The organism is Renibacterium salmoninarum ATCC 33209 (assembly GCF_000018885.1).
Classification (GTDB): domain Bacteria; phylum Actinomycetota; class Actinomycetes; order Actinomycetales; family Micrococcaceae; genus Renibacterium; species Renibacterium salmoninarum.
Genome location: NC_010168.1, coordinates 2,762,017 through 2,779,142, shown reverse-complemented (window position 1 = coordinate 2,779,142; position 17,126 = coordinate 2,762,017). Strand labels below are relative to the sequence as shown.

Sequence of the window (17,126 nt, the reverse complement as noted above, 5' to 3'; positions counted from 1 at the left end):
GTATGCAAACAATTTATCCTTTGCAGCAGCTGCCGCTGACGTTTGAGCACGAAATGATTTAGACCGGTGCGGGTCCGGTTGATGCGCGAAGCACCAACTCCGGTTCAAAAAGCAGCTCATCGCTGGCGCGCGAACTGCCATCAATTTGATCGAGCAGGTACTTGATCACCATTTTTCCCATGGGTTCAATTGGCTGACGAACCGTGGTTAACGGCGGGTCAATGCTGTTCATCAGGGCAGAGTCGTCGAACCCAATAACGGATACGTCCTGTGGCACCCGCAACTCCAAACGACGAGCCGCCCGAATTGCTCCAATCGCCATGGGATCCGAAGCGCAAACGATCGCGGTTGCGCCAGACTGAAGCAACCTGCTTGCGCCGGCCTGACCAGCCTCAAGCGAATAGTGCGCATGCACGACTAAGTCATCGGAAAGTTCAAGCCCTGCTTTTTCAGCAATAGATCTGGCGCTCGCCAATTTTCGCTGCGACGGCGCGTGGTCCGCTGGTCCCAGCAAAATACCAATTTTTCGATGTCCCAGCTGCACAAGGTGGCCAAAGGCCTGCTCCATGCCAACGGCATCGTCGCAAGAAACGGTGGGGAATTCCAGCCCTGGTGCGGCAGCATTGACTAAAACCGTGGGCAATTTGCGCTCAATGAGTCGGCGGTAGTGATCATGTGACGAGTCCTGCTGGGCGTACATGCCGCCCAGAAACACTACCCCGGAAACTTGCTGCTGCAGCAGCAACTCCACATAGTCAGCCTCAGAGATCCCGCCAGCGGTTTGGATACATAGCACCGGTGTGTAACCACCTTGAGCGAGCGCCCCACTCACAACCTCAGCGAAGGCCGGGAAGATCGGATTCTGCAACTCTGGCAAGACCAAGCCGACCAGCCGTGCGCGTTCTCCCCGCAATTTGGTGGGACGCTCGTAACCCAAAATGTCCAGCGCGGTAAGAACCGCTTCACGGGTGGATGGCGAAACCCCGGGTTTATTGTTCAATACGCGGCTGACGGTGGCTTCTGAGACCCCGACTTTGTGCGCTACTTCGGCAAGGCGCTGTGACATGGCGATAAGTTTACGCAAATCATTGCAAAAAGCAGACCATCTTCAATCGCAATTCGTCATCGTATTCAGCTTGAGCAAAGCCTGATGTGGTTGAGTAGGATGATGGCGTCGCGTATTGAAGACTATGCCTTGCTCTCGGATCTGCACACCGGACCCTTGGTCTCGCGCAATGGGAGCATTGACTGGCTTTGTTTCCCCCGATTTGATTCTGAGTCAGTGTTTGCCTCCTTGCTGGGCAGCGAGGAGAACGGTCGATGGCTTTTGGCACCCGAGGCTGCCGACGCTGTCGTCACTAAGCGGTCCTACCTGGAAAACACCTTTGTCTTGCAGACGGATTGGCAGAGTTCTGAGGGACGAGTCCGGATCACGGATTTCATGCCGTTGGGGGATCGGCGAGCTTCCATTGTTCGCCGCGTCGAGGGTATTGAGGGAAGCGTTCTCGTCCGGCAAGAACTGATCATGCGGTTCGATTATGCTCGAACGATTCCTTGGGTCTCGCGATGGAAAGATGCCGACGACGTCGAAGTGTTGGTTGCGATCGCTGGCCCCTCCGCGTTGGCTTTGCGCGGCCCCAGATTGCCCGTCGCAGTGGATCATCGGCACGCGGACGACTTTTTGATCGAAGCCGGGCAGAAAATGGACTTCGAGCTGGTCTGGTATCCCTCCCATCGGCAAATACCGGGGGCCATAAACGTTGATCAAGCGTTGCAAAACACCACGGAACGTTGGCAGAGCTGGGCCGCGGATTGTGAGCAGGACGGGCCTTACGCCGAAGAAGTACGCCGATCGCTCCTAGTGCTTCGAGCATTAACTCATGAAGATACCGGCGGCATTGTGGCTGCGGCGACCACGTCGCTCCCGGAAGATTTTGGCGGCGCACGGAACTGGGACTATCGCTTCTGTTGGCTGCGGGACGCCGCATTAACGTTGGGAGCGATGCTGACGCACGGCTATGAACAAGAAGCGTTGACCTGGCGCAATTGGTTACTCCGTGCGGTTGCAGGCGATCCCGAGGACCTGCAGATCATGTATGGCCTCGGTGGCGAAAGGCATCTAGCCGAAGAAGAGTTGAGCCATTTGTCAGGTTATGAAGACTCAACCCCGGTTCGAATTGGCAATGGTGCCGTGGAGCAATACCAGGCCGACGTCGTCGGCGAAGTAATGGTGGCTCTGGACAGACTGCGCCAGACTGGTGCCGCCGAAGATTACCTATCTTGGCCCTTGCAAAGATCGCTCCTTGGATTTGTTGAGCGGCATTTTGATGAAAAAGATCAAGGGTTATGGGAGATGCGCGGCGAAGCGCACTATTTCACGCATTCCAGGGTGATGATGTGGGCGGCGTTTGATCGCGGGTTGCGTGCAATCCGGCAACACGGTTTACCTGGGCCAGAAGAAAGCTGGAAGAAGCTACGAGATCAATTGCGCGAAGAGATCCTGAGTAAAGGATTCAATCGCGAGCTCAACAGCTTCACTCAGACCTATGGTGACTCTCGAACCGACACGTCACTGTTGGTCTTACCGCAGGTAGGGTTCGTGGCATATGACGATCCGATGATGCTTGGCACGGTTGCCCGAATGGAAGAAGAGCTTTTGGATTCAGACGGCCTGCTGCTGCGTTATCGCACAGAATCCGGGCTGGATGGTTTGGAGCCTGGTGAGTATCCGTTCTTGGCGTGTTCATTCTGGCTAGTTGAGCAATATGCGCACAGCGGTCGAGAGCCCGAGGCGAACAAGCTGATGGCAAAATTGGTCGGTCTGTGTAATGAGGTGGGCTTACTGAGCGAAGAATATGCCATGGATAAACAACGCATGGCGGGCAATTTCCCGCAGGCTTTTTCGCATCTGACCCTGGTCAGAGCCGCTGATGCGCTGAGTCTTGCGTCCAAAAGACTAAGCTCCGCTAGTAAAGCGATATAAGGAGAGCAACGAATGAAATTACCCTGGGCAGCTTTGTCTTTGGCAGGTTTGTTGAGTGCTAGTGCGGTAAAACACTTCAAGGACCCAAAATTCTTCTATCCCGTTGTGCCGCGAAGCATTTCAACTGATACGCAAGGCGATTTCGCGCTCCTTAGTCGGGCCGATTGGGTTGCGTTGAGCGGCGCGATTGAAGCGGTGGCAGCCGTAGGTCTTTTGCTACCGCCCACTCGTAAATTTGCGGCAAAAGGTACTGCTGCGATGTTTGTGGCCTTTACTGCGGGCCATATTTCGCAGCTTAAATACGCATTTGGCCCTCAAGGTAGCGAGCAAGAAAAAGTATTTGGCATTGTTCGACTTCCCTTGCAGGTGCCACTGATTTGGCTGGCTTGGCGGGCCCGGCGCTAAGCATCTACTTCGGGAAACCAATTCAATTCCGGTGCCTCCGGCAGTGCCCTGGGTGAATCGCCCCGGTGTGTCCGGAGACTTTCTTGTTTGAGAGGATCAGGACATGGCAGGGAAAACTACGACACGGTATCCGCAGGAGTTGAAGGATCGTACGGTGCGCATGGTGGCGGAGATGGAGGGTGCATCTTCGGAGTGGGCGGCGATGCAAAAAGTTGCCCAGCTTTTGGGTGTGGGTGTGCCGGAAACGGTGCGTAAATGGGTCCGGCAAGCCGAGATCGATGTTGGTACTAGAACTGGAACAACGAGCACGGAATCGGCCGAGCTGAAACGGTTACGGCGTGAGAACGCTGAGCTGAAACGGGCGAACGCGATCCTTCGGAGTGCTTCAGCTTTTTTCGCGGTCGAACTCGACCGCCACAACACTGATCGTGAAATACATCAAGGACCATGCCGGTCACCGCGAGAATAATGGATTGCGGTGGGGTGTCGAGTCGATCTGCCAGGTGCTTACTGGGACGGGGTGAAGACCACCCCGTCCACGTACTACGAATGGGTGGATAAAACACGATCTCACCGAGAACAACGTGATGAGGTGCTCAAGCCCGTGATCCAGAAGGTGTATGCCGCTAATTACGGGGTGTACGGCACCAGGAAAGTCTGGTTGGCGATGAACCGTGAAGGTGTGCCGGTGGCCAGGTGCACGGTAGAACGGCTCATGGGGTTACTTGGCATACAGGGTGCGGTCCGTGGCAAGGTCAAACGCACCACGATCAAAGACTCGAAGGCGGCCCGAGCGAAGGACTTGGTCCGCCGTGATTTCACACCAACGGCACCGGATCGGCTATGGGTAGCTGATTTCACCTATGTTTCGACCTGGTCCGGGTGGGTCTATGTTGCCTTCGTGATCGATGCTTACTCTCGGAGGATCCTGGGCTGGTCAGCGAGTGCTTCTATGAACACCGTGCTAGTGCTCAACGCAGTTAATCAGGCAATCTGGAGTCGTGAACGGGCCGGGGCTGAGATTTCCGGGGTGATTCATCATCACGATGCCGGGGCTCAATACGCCTCCTTGGCCTTCACCGAACGCCTGGCCCAGGCCGGTATCCGCCCCTCGATCGGTTCTGTGGGTGATAGTTACGACAACGTCTTGGCGGAAACCATCAACGGGCTTTATAAGACCGAGCTGATCAAACCCGGCAAGCCCTGGCGGACTCTAGAAGAAGTCGAAATCGGCACCGCTGAATGGGTCGATTGGTACAACCACCGAAGGCTCTACCAGTACTGCGGAGACATCCCACCAGTAGAGCTAGAAAACCACTACTACAATCACTACCAGAGCACGGCAGCCGCCGACAGGCTCATCGTCTGAGAAACCCTCCGGACACACCGGGGCGATTCAGTGTGCTGATGGGTTAAGCAGTCCATCGGCCAAAATATGGCCGAATCGTCGCCAAGATTTAGATTTCGACGGCGTGCTTTCCACCGCGCTGAGCACCATGGCGAGAATTACGACTAAGTCACCCATGCCAATTTCTGCACGAATTTGGCCTGCAGCTTGCGCTCGTTTAAGCAGTTCGAAGAGTGAGCCCAGAACGGGGGTCGCAATGCCGGCCATGATCTGTCGACGGGCGCTAACTGCCGCCATCATATTCGCCTCCCGGCTGGCAACGCCCATCATCGCGTTGATGACATAAGCCATACCGCGCAGCGGATTCTCATCGGTAAGAGCTCGCCTGATGAGCGGACTGACTCGCAAATTGATCTCTTCTTAAAGGACCGTGAGGATCATCTCATCCTTGTCAGCAAAATTGCGGAACAGCGTGGCGACGCCTAGCCGAGCTTCTTTAGCAATGGCTTGCAGAGAAACGTCGGGTCCTTCGATTCGGAAGCAAAGACGGGCCGCCGCAATGAGCCGGTCGTTGTTCCGGGTGGCGTCTGCGCGGCGAGGTCGCGGGGCTGCGGCATCAAGCATGGACTCAGCATAATGCCAGGTTGTGGCGCAAAAGACGCGGACGTGTCAGCATGAAGCATGCTTGTTGCCTTTTCTGTAGCCCCTAGTTCAGCTAATCCTGACGGCTCTGTTCATGATGCGGTTGCCGCCGCCGTCAAGATTGTTCGTGATTCAGGCCTACCCAATCAGACAGATTCGATGTTCACCACTATTGAAGGTGAATGGGACGAAGTGTTTGACGTTATTAGGCGAGCCACCGAAGCCGTTGGAGCATTTGGTTCAAGAGTTTCGTTGGTCTTGAAAGCAGATATCCGCCCAGGGCACACCGGCGAGTTGACGGCTAAAGTGCAGCGCCTGGAAAAAGCAATCGAAAATAGCTGATGATGGATCACCTCAGTAAAAACGAGTGGCGCGACGTCGAAGATTTCTTGAGTGAGGTCGTGATAAAGGCCGATCCAGCTTTGCTGGCGGTTAGTCCTGCCGCGGAGGCTGCTGGCATGCCCGCAATCGAGGTGGCACCGACTGCGGGAAAATTCCTGATGTTGTTGGCAAAAATATCTGGAGCTAAAAAGGTGCTGGAGATTGGAACCTTGGCCGGCTATTCGACCATTTGGCTGGCCAGAGGAATTCCAGCTGATGGCAGCGTACTGACCTGCGAGTTCCTACCTGAACATGCCGCGGTGGCTCGGAAGAACCTCGACCGTGCAGGCGTAGGCGAGAAAGTAGAGATTCGGGTCGGTGCGGCGTTAGACACGCTTGCCGGGCTAACCGGACCATTCGATTTCATCTTTATCGATGCGGATAAAGGAAATAACGTCAATTATCTCTAGTACGCGCTGAAGCTGTGTAGGCCCGGCACGGTGGTTGTAGTGGACAACGTCATTTGGGAAGGCGCTTTTCTGGATCCAGAAGCGAGCGGCGACGCATTGGCTATTCGGCAAACCTTAGAATTTTTGGGTTCTTCAGCGTCATTCGACGCCACCGCAGTTCAGACGGCCAGCTCAAAAGGTTGGGATGGATTTGCTATTGCCGTGATGCGTTCGTGAAAGTGGTTGCTAAACCCGTCGCTGGTGAGTACAAAATCGACAGCGGCCTGGCCGAGCTTGAAGTGGAGCCCGGTAGTCCGAACAGCTGGCTTCTGAAGATCAACGGAATGCAGTCTTCGCATATCGACCTCGCAGATCCCTTGCGGCTAGATTTCGAATACATGCGCTGGATGGTCAGCTTGATTGAAGACCGGTGGGGCACGGATCAGAGGCTCCGGGCGCTACACCTAGGTGGTGGTGCGTGCTCGGTTGCCCGTTACTTGGTGGCAAAATACCTGGAATCTCGCAACGCCGTGGTGGAGATAGATGGTCAGCTGGCGGTCTATGTGCGGGAGTGGTTTGGGCTGCCGAAAGCTCCGCTCCTCAAGATCTAGGGTTGGCGAAGCGCGCGAAGTGACCACGTCTTTGACCGAAAACAGTCGCGATGTGCTAATCCGTGACGTATTTTCTGGCCGGTTTACACCGGCACCTCTACTGACTGAAGAGTTCACGGCGCAGGTGAAACGAGTTCTTTCGCCCGAAGGAATTTACCTGCTTAATTGTGGCGATTCACCGGCGTTGGCGAATGCGCGAAGGGAAGCGGCGACCGTTGCGGCGGCGTTTAGGCATGTGGCGATCATCGCCGATCCGCCGATGCTCAAAGGACGCCGGTACGGCAATCTGGTGATTGCCGTATCAGATCTGCCCTTGGCCGTCGGTTCAGGGTTGCCCCGAAAGTTGTTAGCTGGCGCAATGCCCGCCACGTTATGGAGCGATGCCCAGGTTCGCGAATTCGCCTATAACCAATCGGTGTTCAAGGACTAACTAGGAATTACTTTGGGAGGCAACAATGCGAATCGATGGACCCCTTGCTGGACGCCGAGCATTAGTGGCCGGGGGAGCGAACGGCATCGGTGCCGCCGTCGTCCGGGAACTTGCTTCTCAGGGCGCGAAGGTAACAATCGCTGATATCTCGGCCGCCGAGGAACTTGCGGCGGCTGTCTCCGGAGAAGTCTGGCAAGTAGATCTTTCAGAGACATCTGTGCTGGAATCCATCGACCTGGATTTTGACATCTTGGTCAATAACGCCGGGATTCAACGGGTTGCCGCAATCGAGTCTTACGAACCCGAGATGTTCCGACGAATCCAAACAATTATGGTTGACGCCCCCTTTTTGCTTATTCGAGCGGTACTTCCGGGAATGTATCGTCGAGGTTGGGGCCGAATAATTAACATGTCTTCGGTGCATGGTTTACGAGCTTCGGCTTTCAAAAGTGCCTATGTCACGGCCAAGCACGGACTTGAAGGTCTCTCAAAAGTGACTGCCCTTGAGGGCGGTGAGCATGGGGTTACCAGCAATTGTGTCAATCCCGGTTACGTTCGGACGGCGCTAGTCGAGGCACAGATTGCCGATCAGGCCAAGCTTCATGGCATTGAGGAAAGTGAAGTTTTGGCCAAGATCATGTTGACCGAAAGCGCCATCAAACGGCTTGTCGAGCCAGAGGAAGTTGCATCTCTTGTTGGTTGGCTAGCCGGGCCGATGGCCGCAATGGTGACCGGTGCGAGTTACACGGTCGACGGCGGTTGGTCCGCCAAGTAAGGATCCAGCTGACTCAGTTCGGTGATTGAGGTTATCCCGCTGAGTCGCGAGGTCCAGCGGGAAGTAATTACTTTGCCCCATCGAAGGCCCTGGTGCAGTGGGACCTACTTCTAAGTCCGGACAGGAAAAGGCGGGGCCGCCCAGTGAGAAGCAGCCCCGCCATTCCTTGCAGGCTAGCGCGTTGCCGGCTGGCCTACTTTTTTAGGTTTGCTCACAGCGAGCAATGCCAGCAGCATTGCTCGCTGTGCAAGCGTGCCCATTCCAATACCGGCCAAGGACGAATCTGCGGCACCGGTGCTCGGGAGTTTGGCCACCTTTGCCAATGAACCAAACTCCACGGAGCTACCGGATACCCGATAGATCGTCATTGCGGTTCCGGCTACCAGGTTTGACGGGGAGTAACTTCCGCCCACTCCGGTACCCAGACCGCTGGATCCGATATTGCCGACCCCATTGACGCCCGGAGCCCCGGTGTCGTTGGAGCCGGGCCCATTCCCCGGAACAGTACCGGGGTTGGTACCTGGATTGCCGCCAGGGTTCGTTCCTGGATTGTTTCCGGGATTAGTGCCCGGATTCGTTCCAGGGTTGGTGCCTGGACCTTGCGGGGTTGCGCCCAGCAAGGCGTTCAGAACACCACCAATCAATGGGAGGTCTTTCAACAAATTGGCAACTGAACCGAGGACGGGCAGCCCTTGGATCGTTTTGCCGAGATCGCCGAGATCGCCGAGATCGCCGAGACCCGGCAGTGCCGGTGTTCCAGGTTGGCCTGGAACAGGGGCGCTGCCTTGAAACACGCCGCCGATAACCGGCAGGCTTTGTACGATATTGCCAACTACCGGCACGGACCCAATGGTCTTTAGCGCATCGCCGGCGGCAGGAATACTGCCAATGACTTTGCCAAGATCAAGAGGTCCTACAGCTTTTCCCAGCAACACCCCGCCGAGCAAACCACCGAGGCCGGACAAGCAGGGGACGGTAGTTCCAGGGGTGCCGCTGCCGAATAGTCCGCCAATGACCGGAAGACCGGTAAGGACTCCGCCGATGCTGGGCAGGCCTGGCAGGTTGGTTCCGGGGGTGCCGGTACCGGACAAACCGCCCAGGTCGGGAAGACCCGGGAGGGTTGGCAGTCCTGGGGTGCCGGGCGTACCAGGGATATTCGGTAATAGGCCTCCAATGACTTTGCCCAGATCGCCCAATCCGCCGTTGCAGGTCAGATCACAAATCTTCGGCAGCGTCGGAACCAGCCCCTTGATGGTGCCACCCAAGTTCCCCAGCCCCCCAATGTTTCCGAGGCTTGGGATCAAGTTGGCAACGTCATCTAGGCCCGGAAGGGTCTGACCAATATTGCTTACAAGCGGTCCAATCGGACCAACCGGGAACAGTACCGGCACGCCAGGCAGGGTCGGCAAGCCGACTCCAACCGGTGAACCGCCGACCGGCAAAGCCGGAACGGGACGTTGGCCCAGGAGACCACCAGTGAGCTGTCCGATGATGCCAAGGCCCGGCGCAGCCGGAACAGTGGTGGGCACGGTAGGAACAGTGGTGGTATCGGTGGGCTGCGTCGGAACTGCAGTTACCGGAGGAATGCTCGGCAGGATCGGACGAGTGATCTGTCCGACGACGCCTGGCGTGCCCAGGAGTAGGCCGTTGACTACCTTACCCAGGTCGATTGCCCGAGGATCGGTCGGAACAACCGGAGCTCCAGGAACAACGGGGGTGCCGTCAGTCGAAGGAACTGGGCCGGAGCCGTTGATCGCCGGAACAGCCGGAATTTCAGGAAGCATGGACCGGATAACCGAATCCAGCGAACCGCCCTTGATTGGCAAGATGCTGCCGATCGGATCCGGAGTAGCAATCTGAAGTGGATCGCCACCGAATCCAGGAACTCCCGGAAGAACCGGGGTAGCTGGGTTCAGAACCGAACCAACCTTGCAAGCACCAGCGATTGCACCCGCGAGCGGGTTCACTTGGTTGTCGCACCAAACCGGAACCAGCTTAGCGCTAGCCGAAGCGTTGTTACCAGCAAATGCGCCGACGCCGCCCGTGCTAGCTTGCTGTACGTTGTTTCCAGTCGCCAATCCAGTGCTAGCTCCAACCAAGGAATCCTTCGAGGTTGCCTCGCCCAAGCCAGAAACGGCGTTGTTCGCGACGACGATCGGAGCCTTGGCGTTTGCCACTGCCTGGTTGACATTGAATGCACCGACGCCGCCAGCAGTTGCCTGACCGGTGGTGTCACCGCCTGCAAGCGAACCGTTGATTGCGGAGGTGCCAACCACAGAGTTCGTGGACTGGGACGGCCGCACTGCGGAGATCGCATTGCCGGAGATGAGGATCGGAGCCTTAGCGTTAGCTACAGCTTGGTTGCCATTGAAGGCTCCCACGCCACCGCCGGTAGCTTGGCTGGTGCTGTCGCTGCCTACCAATGAACCGGTGTTGCCACCGGTGTTGCCACCGGTGGTGCCACCAACAACCGAGCCCTTGGACTCTGAATCATCCAGACCGGAAATCGAGTTACCGGAGATGATCAACGGAGCTTTGGCATCTGCCACCGCTTGGTTGCCATTCCATGCACCCACACCACCAGCAGTTGCCTGCCCAACGGAATCGCAGCCGGCCATCGCGCCGTTACTGCCCGACGTCGTCGAGCCGCCAACCAGCGAGTTGTCGGTTTGTGCTTGGTTAAGCACCGAGATGGCGTTGCCCGACACCGTCACAGGAGCTTTAGCATTGGCGTCGGCAGTGTTGCCGTTGTACTCGCCGATGCCACCTTGAGTAGCTTGTCCGGTGGTGTTTCAACCAGCCAGTGATCCGTTGCCTACGTTACCGTTACCGATGCCGTTACCGCCCACAACTGAGTGGTTGGAACGGGCAGTCGAAAGACCCGAGATGGCGTTACCGGAGATCGTGATCGGAGCCTTGGCGTTGGCTACAGACTGGTTGCCGTTGTACTCGCCGATGCCGCCAGCAGTTGCCTGCCCAACGCGGTCACCGCCCGCGAGTGCGCCGATACCAGGAGTGCCGCCACCAACGGTCGAATCGTTAGACTCGGCGTCGCAAGCGCTGATCGCGTTACCGGAAATGGTCAACGGAGCCTTGGCATTAGCGTCAGCTTGGTTACCGACGAAGCGGCCGATGCCACCTGCAGTCACCATGTCGTTGCTATTGCCGCCGGCCAATGAGCCGTTTCCAACGCCGGGAACCGTCTGAGCGCCACCAACGGTGGAGTTCTTCGATGCGGCGTTTCCGGTTAGGCCAATGGCGTTGCCCGATACGGTGATTGGTGCGTCGGCGTTGGCCTGAGCCTGGTTGCCGTTGTACGCACCAATACCGCCACCACTTGCCTGATGTACGGAATCTCCACCGGCTAGGGCGCCATTACCGGTCGCAGCCGGGTTCGGAACACCTACCTTGGAGTTTTCAGAACTCGAGTTGCCCAGCAGCGAGACGCCGTTGCCAGACACCGTTACCGGTGCTTTGGCGTTGGCGTTGGCCACGTTGCCGTTGTACGCACCAACTCCGCCTGCAGTTGCTTGGCCGACGGTGTCTCCGCCACTCAAAGAACCATTGCCGTTAGCGGGTCCGCCGCCGACCTGGGAGTTCTTCGTCTTCGAGTTACCGATTGCAGAAATAGCATTTCCGGACACTGTGATCGGCGCAGCAGCATCCGCGTTAGCGGTGTTGCCGTTGAATGCACCAACCCCACCTGAAGTGGTCTGACCAACCACGTCACCGCCGGTCAACGCCCCGCCGCCAGCCCCAGGAGCGCCATTGGCGCCTACCTGTGAGCCGTTTGACTTGGAGTTGCCGATCAATGACACCGCATTGCCAGAAACAGTGACTGGCGCATTCGCGTTAGCAACTGCTTGACAACCGTTGAAAACACCGAGACCGCCTGATGTTGCCTGCCCAATCGTGTCGCCATCTACCTTGGATCCGGTAGTAGGCGACGTCGGGGCGGGGCCGGCTGCCGGAGCAACCGACGTTGCGTCGGAATAGCCGATCACGCTCAAGGCATTACCGCTGAGGGCGATCGGAACATTGATGCTAACTATTTGTTCTAGACCTGGGAGAAGCCCGCCGAGGGTCGAGGTACCAAGTACCGTCGAGCCGACTTGTGGCGCGGCATTCGCCGCGGGAGCGGTACCAGGTTTTGCCTGGTTTCCGGTCCCGAGGAGACTGATTGCGTGCCCGCTAAGATTGATCGGAAGATTGATCGACCCATCATTTGCAGGTGCGCTTGGAGCAGTTGGCCCGTTAGCTGTCGAGTTACCGATAACGCTAATTGCGTTACCCGACAGGTTGACCGGGATATTGATTTTCAATCCCGATGCTGGTGCCGAGGTAGCAGGCGCCGAAGTGGTGCTTGCTAAGTTATTCGCTCCATCAGTAGGTGGCTGCTCTGCAGCATTAGCTGCGGCAGCGCCGAGGACAATGATGCCTCCGGTAAACAAGGATCCCCACAGGGTCCTGCGTAAGCACGGTCGCATGAAAAGAGTCTCCTGACTGAATTGATGAGAAAAAGCGAAATCAAACTATTTTTAGAGTTTGCTGCTTTTACCGAAAAAGAAATTCGGCGTTTCTCGTCAATTAGTCGGGAGATGATCCGGGGTCGTATGCCAGCGGTTCAGGGAGGATTAGCGCGGGCACGCCAACGGTTCCCGAGAGCACGCTGATGGGCATAGCGAAGATATCTGACAATGTGGCTGACGCACTCGCACCGGACCCGGCGGAGCTGCTGCCATTACCCGCTGAGGAAGTTCCACTAGCGGGAGCTGCGATAGGTTCAATCGGTTGCGGAGCCAAGGGGCCCTGCGGGGCTGAACCAGTTGCTTCATTCGAAACGGGAACCTCATACGCGAAGATAGCGGAGGAGGAAATCTGATGAACAAACGAGTGCGCGAGAACAGCTGCGGGTAGCTCCGCAACGGGCTCAACAATCGTCGAAGGCGCAACTACAGTTTCGACGGCGGGAGCTAGCGGCTGTGCTCTCGGCGGCGTGCTTACGGGGGTTGCGGGCGCTACTGGCGGCACCAGATTTGGAGTACCCGTAGGCAGCAACCCGCCCGTTTGAGATGTCAGCGAGCCGGTTAGGTCTTTGACTAACGGAACATCTGAAGTCAGTTCCGGAAGCAAACCGTTCAGCGTTGGCGTCAAACTTTTGATCACCGGGGAGAGGACCTGACCCAAAATAGGAAGTTTCTCTACCGTCGGAATCAAGGTTCCCGTGACGCCTTGAACAGTCGCGGTGACTGTTTTCACTAGGCCGCCAACGAGCGGCTGAGTGGTCGAAGTTACTGGCCGAATCGTGTTTGTAACTGGGGTAAGAACCGGCGACAACACATCGCTCACACCGGTCAAAACTGGCTTCACTGCGCTGAGTGCGGGTTTGTCGTCAACTGCTGGAATCAGCGTGCTCGGCGCGGTTGGCCAGGGTGTTGAGGACAGCGTCGCCGAGGGTGTTGTGGAGGCCACAGTGGCGACGGCTGCCGCAGGTTGCCCGGAAATTTTCGCTTCGTGCATCGGGGGAGTGGCTGGGGTGGGTGCGAGGAGGCTGCCAACCGAATTTTCTAGGACTTTTACCGTACCCTGCAGGGTGTTTCCGATGGCACCTAATAGGCCGCCGGATCCTTGGCCTTCGCTTGTCGACGCACTTTGCGACGCTGCGCTCGTGGAATCGGGAGTGGCCGCATTGGCTGACTGTGCTCCGAGTACGCCAATGAGGAAGATCGCAGAGCCAGTGGCTCCGGTGATGGCGGCAAGACGTAAAGTCTTACGGAATGCCGAACTGCTAGCGCGACGTCGTGCTGGAACCGTGGATTTGAGGCTGTCCCCCGCGCTCGAATCCCCTCTTGAGATCACCATGATGCGATTCACCCCCTCTCATGGGCGTGCGTCGATACAAGATCAGATTATGGCGCAACTTTGGATCGGTCTATAAGTGGAGCGAATATCTAGCCGATCAGATAACTGATCGGCTAGATATTCGACCGCAACTGCTCCTGAATTGGCCGGTGTTCAATTGCGATTATCCTAGTGCTCACCCAAAACGGTAGTAAATGCGAAGGCTTATCTATTACTTTGGAGAATCGAAATTTTGGGATGGCTAAAGAACTAATCTGAAAAGTATTAATGAAATACTTATTTCATCCGACCGAGAAGTTCTGGCTTTATCCATGATGAATTCGATTAAAACCTGCTTAATCATGGGCGCTGAAGTTTTCCCCAGAGCTCGCCGGTGATCAGATGTGGCAACACGTCGTGGTCGGTGCTCGATGTTAGGCTGACCGCCATGACTGGATCAGAGCCGAAATCGGACCTTCATCGTTATCTGCAATCGGCTCGTGAAGCCTTAATCTGGAAGCTCGAAGGGCTTTCGGAACAGCAGATTCGCCAACCGATGACCAAAACCGGCACCAACCTGCTCGGTCTAGTCAAACATGCTGCCGGCGTCGAACTGGGATATTTTGGTGACACCTTCGGCCGACCCTTTGACGAGATCTATCCTTGGCTTGATGAAGATGCCGAGCCCAATGCGGATATGTGGGCCACGGCGTCAGAAAGTCGTGACGACGTGGTGACGCTTTACCGAAGGGTTTGGGCGTTCGCGGATGAAACCATCGATGCGCTTGATCTCTCAGCAATCGGATGGGTGCCTTGGTGGCCCGAAGAGCGCAGCGAAGTAACACTGCACAAGATCATGGTTCACGTTATTTCGGACCTTACTCGGCATGCCGGGCACGCTGATGTGCTTCGCGAAATTATTGACGGCTCGGTGGGACTACGCGAGGGCAATGACAATATGCCATCGGCTGATCAAGCTTAGTGGCAGGAGTACCAGAGCAAACTTGAGCAGGTCGCTCAGCAATTTCAATAAGAATTAGCTTCGGCTAGCTCAGGCCAAGAACCTGTTGGATAGGTCCAATGCCAAAGAACACCAAGTAACGCCGCTGCGACTACCCAGAGCAATGGGTGAATCTCTTTGGCTTTGCCTTGCACCGTGCGGATGACGACGTAAGCAATGAACCCTGCGCCCAAGCCGTTGGCAATCGAGTATGTGAACGGCATCAGCGTGAAGGTCAAAAACGCTGGGATGGCAATTCCCCAGTTCTGACCAATCAATCTTTCCTACTTGCGAAACCATCATGAAGCCCACGACTACTAGGGCTGGCGCTACGGCTCTGAGCAAGCACGATACGCGGTCTTGGTTGCCGCAGAGCAAGCAATTCGCAACGGCTTCGCGCTGCGTTTGGTGTGCGCTGTGCCGCCTTATAACGGAGCGATGGCGTGGCTGCCAGCACCTTTGGACAGGCAAGGACTCTTTGCTGATATCGAGGTACAGCTTGCCGCAGGGCAAGCCTGGATTCAGAGTCATTTTCCCGAGTTGAAGGTCAGCGCGGACGTCTTGGACGGGCCGCCGATCGAGGTGCTGATCGGGGCCAGTAAAGTATCTGAACTTGTGGTGCTGGGTACTAGGGGGCACAGCGGATTTGCTGGCATGCTCCTCGGTTCAACTACCGACGGCGTGCTACATCACGCTAAAGGCCCCGTGATGGTGGTCAAAGACCAAGACGATCTACGCCTTACCAACCGCGCTGACTTTGGACCATTGCTCGGGAACGTTTAGTACCGAGCGGCATAACCGTACAGGACCAGCCCACGTAGGTCCACCAACCTATTGACCATGATGCCCTGCTGCGGATTCAGCGCATTCACGATTTGGCCATTGCCGATGTAGACGCCCACATGCGAGAAATTGCCAGCGCCGTCATCGTTGAAAGCCAAAATGTCGCCGTATTGCATTTGTGAAATCGGCACCCGAGTCGGCGCGTTCCAGAATTGCGCGGTACCAGTGCGGGCAATGTTGACACCGACTGAACGGAGCGCCGCCCAGATGAGGCCAGAACAGTCGTAGCCTGGGCCAGTGCCACCCCATACGTATGAGCCGCCGACCTTGGACATCATGAAATTGACCATTCCGCTGGTGTTAACGCCTGACGGCGGCGGGGTCACGGGGGGCGTCAGTGGCGGAGGTGTTACCGGTGGCGGGTTAACCGGCGGAACTACCGGTGGCGGGTTGACTGGCGGAACGACCGGCGGCGGCACAACAACGGGTGGCGGCGGATTGCCGCCAGGTCCGGTATTCCCGCCGTTACCACCGCTAGGACCTTGTGGCACTGGTTTGTTCTTTGAGGCAGCCGCAATTGCATCCAATTGCGCTTGCCGTTGCTGTGCCTCAAGGCCGCTGATTCGCTGGTCTTCAAGGGTTGACGTCGTATTCCGTAGAGTGGCCAGCTGGCCGACCAAAACTGTGCGCTGTTCCTGGTTCTGCGTCAGGATGGCGTTTTGTGCGTTATAGGCCGACGCTGCTGCGTTCTTCGCATCGGCAGCTGCCTTTGCGGCGTCGTCGGCGGCTTTGCGCGACTGCTCGGCGGCATCCTTGAGCGAACTCGCGGTTGCTGCGGTAGTTTGCGCGTTATCGAGTTTCCGATTGCGGTTTTCCGTAATGGCCATCAACGTAGCAGCTTGGTACAACACGTCTGCCGACTTAGTGCTGGTGAGCAGATTCGGCAGGCTGGTATTGATGCCGCCATTTTTGTAAATCTCACCGGCAAGCTGGCCTACCTGGCTGCGGGCTTTTTCTGAGGCAGCCGCTGCCTGGTCAGCTTTAGCTTGGGTTGCTGCTGCTTTGTTCTGGTAATCATCCAGCGTCACAAGCGCATTTGAATAGCTGTCGTTCGCTCGCATCGTAGTTGCGGTGGCGCTTTGCAGATTCTGTGCTGCCGAGCTGATGATGCTTTCGATTTTGCCGACCTCTGACGAAGTGGCTGATTCATTTTGTTTGGCCTGCGCAATGTCGTCCGCAGAGGGGATGTCTGGCGTGGTTGGACGGATCGTCTGCGGCAGCAGGCTTGGTTGCGAGGCGTTGGGAGAGGCAATTGCCGGCAGGGAAGAAGCGCCAAGAATGAGGGCAACTCCTGTGGTCAGTGCCAAGGCGCAACTAGCTACGTGCTTTGCCGGAGCCGTCATTCTCATCAGATAACCTCACTGCAGATTGTCGGTAGACGCAGGTATAGCGTCCACACATCAATCTTGAGGCTACGCGGCCTAATGTCACTTTGGCAACACTAGTTACATCTTTAACTTAAACAACACTGGTGTCAT

The 17,126-nt window shown here is 56.7% G+C and carries 14 protein-coding genes and 4 pseudogenes; 10 read left to right on the top strand and 8 right to left on the bottom strand.

Annotated elements, in window-relative coordinates; all coding sequences use genetic code 11:
- Window positions 1–58: 58 nt before the first annotated feature.
- A complete protein-coding gene (locus tag RSAL33209_RS13735) occupies window positions 59–1,066 on the bottom strand; it encodes a LacI family DNA-binding transcriptional regulator (RefSeq protein ID WP_041684831.1) in 1,008 nt (335 codons plus the stop codon).
- Between the two features lie 84 nt (window positions 1,067–1,150).
- Here RSAL33209_RS13735 and RSAL33209_RS13730 point away from each other — a divergent pair, with 84 nt between their 5' ends.
- From RSAL33209_RS13730 to RSAL33209_RS17230, 3 genes and pseudogenes are all read left to right on the top strand, one after another.
- Complete coding sequence (locus RSAL33209_RS13730; RefSeq protein WP_012246482.1) at window positions 1,151–2,983, top strand: glycoside hydrolase family 15 protein; 1,833 nt, start codon at window positions 1,151–1,153, stop codon at window positions 2,981–2,983.
- Between the two features lie 12 nt (window positions 2,984–2,995).
- Window positions 2,996–3,388, top strand: a complete 393-nt coding sequence (locus tag RSAL33209_RS13725; protein WP_012246481.1) for a DoxX family protein — start codon at window positions 2,996–2,998, stop codon at window positions 3,386–3,388.
- A gap of 103 nt (window positions 3,389–3,491) precedes the next feature.
- A pseudogene (locus RSAL33209_RS17230) lies at window positions 3,492–4,757 on the top strand (IS3 family transposase).
- A 27-nt stretch (window positions 4,758–4,784) separates the two neighbouring features.
- Here the strand turns inward: RSAL33209_RS17230 and RSAL33209_RS16590 are convergent.
- Window positions 4,785–5,144, bottom strand: coding sequence for an SbtR family transcriptional regulator (locus tag RSAL33209_RS16590; RefSeq protein ID WP_012246480.1), 360 nt, complete (start codon window positions 5,142–5,144; stop codon window positions 4,785–4,787).
- Between the two features lie 12 nt (window positions 5,145–5,156).
- Window positions 5,157–5,360, bottom strand: a complete 204-nt coding sequence (locus tag RSAL33209_RS16585) for a TetR family transcriptional regulator (protein ID WP_012246479.1) — start codon at window positions 5,358–5,360, stop codon at window positions 5,157–5,159.
- Between the two features lie 57 nt (window positions 5,361–5,417).
- On the opposite strand from RSAL33209_RS16585, the gene RSAL33209_RS13705 reads away from it, so the two are divergent.
- The 5 genes and pseudogenes from RSAL33209_RS13705 (at window position 5,418) to RSAL33209_RS13690 (ending at window position 7,964) form a co-directional block, all read left to right on the top strand.
- Entirely contained in the window at window positions 5,418–5,720 is a 303-nt protein-coding gene (locus RSAL33209_RS13705; protein ID WP_012246478.1) for a thiamine-binding protein, read from the top strand.
- A 2-nt stretch (window positions 5,721–5,722) separates the two neighbouring features.
- Window positions 5,723–6,169 carry an O-methyltransferase gene (locus RSAL33209_RS13700; RefSeq protein ID WP_325050063.1) on the top strand — a complete coding sequence of 149 codons (447 nt, stop codon included), beginning with the start codon at window positions 5,723–5,725 and terminating at the stop codon, window positions 6,167–6,169.
- Window positions 6,170–6,199: 30 nt separating this feature from the next.
- Window positions 6,200–6,385 carry an O-methyltransferase gene (locus RSAL33209_RS19810; protein ID WP_012246476.1) on the top strand — a complete coding sequence of 62 codons (186 nt, stop codon included), beginning with the start codon at window positions 6,200–6,202 and terminating at the stop codon, window positions 6,383–6,385.
- Window positions 6,349–7,189 (top strand): annotated as a pseudogene (locus tag RSAL33209_RS13695) (spermidine synthase). Before RSAL33209_RS19810 ends, RSAL33209_RS13695 begins: the two are co-directional and overlap by 37 nt.
- A gap of 25 nt (window positions 7,190–7,214) precedes the next feature.
- A complete protein-coding gene (locus tag RSAL33209_RS13690; protein ID WP_012246473.1) occupies window positions 7,215–7,964 on the top strand; it encodes an SDR family oxidoreductase in 750 nt (249 codons plus the stop codon).
- A gap of 173 nt (window positions 7,965–8,137) precedes the next feature.
- Here RSAL33209_RS13690 and RSAL33209_RS16580 read toward each other — a convergent pair whose 3' ends face one another.
- From RSAL33209_RS16580 to RSAL33209_RS13655, 3 genes are all read right to left on the bottom strand, one after another.
- The gene (locus tag RSAL33209_RS16580; protein WP_145962095.1) at window positions 8,138–10,672 is read right to left on the bottom strand and encodes a hypothetical protein; all 2,535 of its coding nucleotides are present in this window, start codon (window positions 10,670–10,672) and stop codon (window positions 8,138–8,140) included.
- 84 nt (window positions 10,673–10,756) lie between these two features.
- Window positions 10,757–12,451, bottom strand: a complete 1,695-nt coding sequence (locus RSAL33209_RS13660) for a beta strand repeat-containing protein (RefSeq protein ID WP_012246471.1) — start codon at window positions 12,449–12,451, stop codon at window positions 10,757–10,759.
- A 100-nt stretch (window positions 12,452–12,551) separates the two neighbouring features.
- The gene (locus RSAL33209_RS13655) at window positions 12,552–13,826 is read right to left on the bottom strand and encodes a hypothetical protein (RefSeq protein WP_145962094.1); all 1,275 of its coding nucleotides are present in this window, start codon (window positions 13,824–13,826) and stop codon (window positions 12,552–12,554) included.
- 427 nt (window positions 13,827–14,253) lie between these two features.
- Here RSAL33209_RS13655 and RSAL33209_RS13650 point away from each other — a divergent pair, with 427 nt between their 5' ends.
- On the top strand, window positions 14,254–14,787 hold the full coding sequence (locus tag RSAL33209_RS13650; protein ID WP_049759003.1) for a DinB family protein: 534 nt from the start codon (window positions 14,254–14,256) through the stop codon (window positions 14,785–14,787).
- A 64-nt stretch (window positions 14,788–14,851) separates the two neighbouring features.
- Here the strand turns inward: RSAL33209_RS13650 and RSAL33209_RS13645 are convergent.
- A pseudogene (locus RSAL33209_RS13645) lies at window positions 14,852–15,141 on the bottom strand (NCS2 family permease); the annotation flags it as partial.
- On the opposite strand from RSAL33209_RS13645, the pseudogene RSAL33209_RS13640 reads away from it, so the two are divergent.
- A pseudogene (locus tag RSAL33209_RS13640) lies at window positions 15,139–15,588 on the top strand (universal stress protein); the annotation flags it as partial. The pseudogenes RSAL33209_RS13645 and RSAL33209_RS13640 sit on opposite strands and share 3 nt — an antisense overlap.
- Here the strand turns inward: RSAL33209_RS13640 and RSAL33209_RS13635 are convergent.
- Entirely contained in the window at window positions 15,585–16,997 is a 1,413-nt protein-coding gene (locus tag RSAL33209_RS13635; RefSeq protein ID WP_012246465.1) for a C40 family peptidase, read from the bottom strand. The pseudogene RSAL33209_RS13640 and the gene RSAL33209_RS13635 sit on opposite strands and share 4 nt — an antisense overlap.
- Window positions 16,998–17,126: the final 129 nt, after the last annotated feature.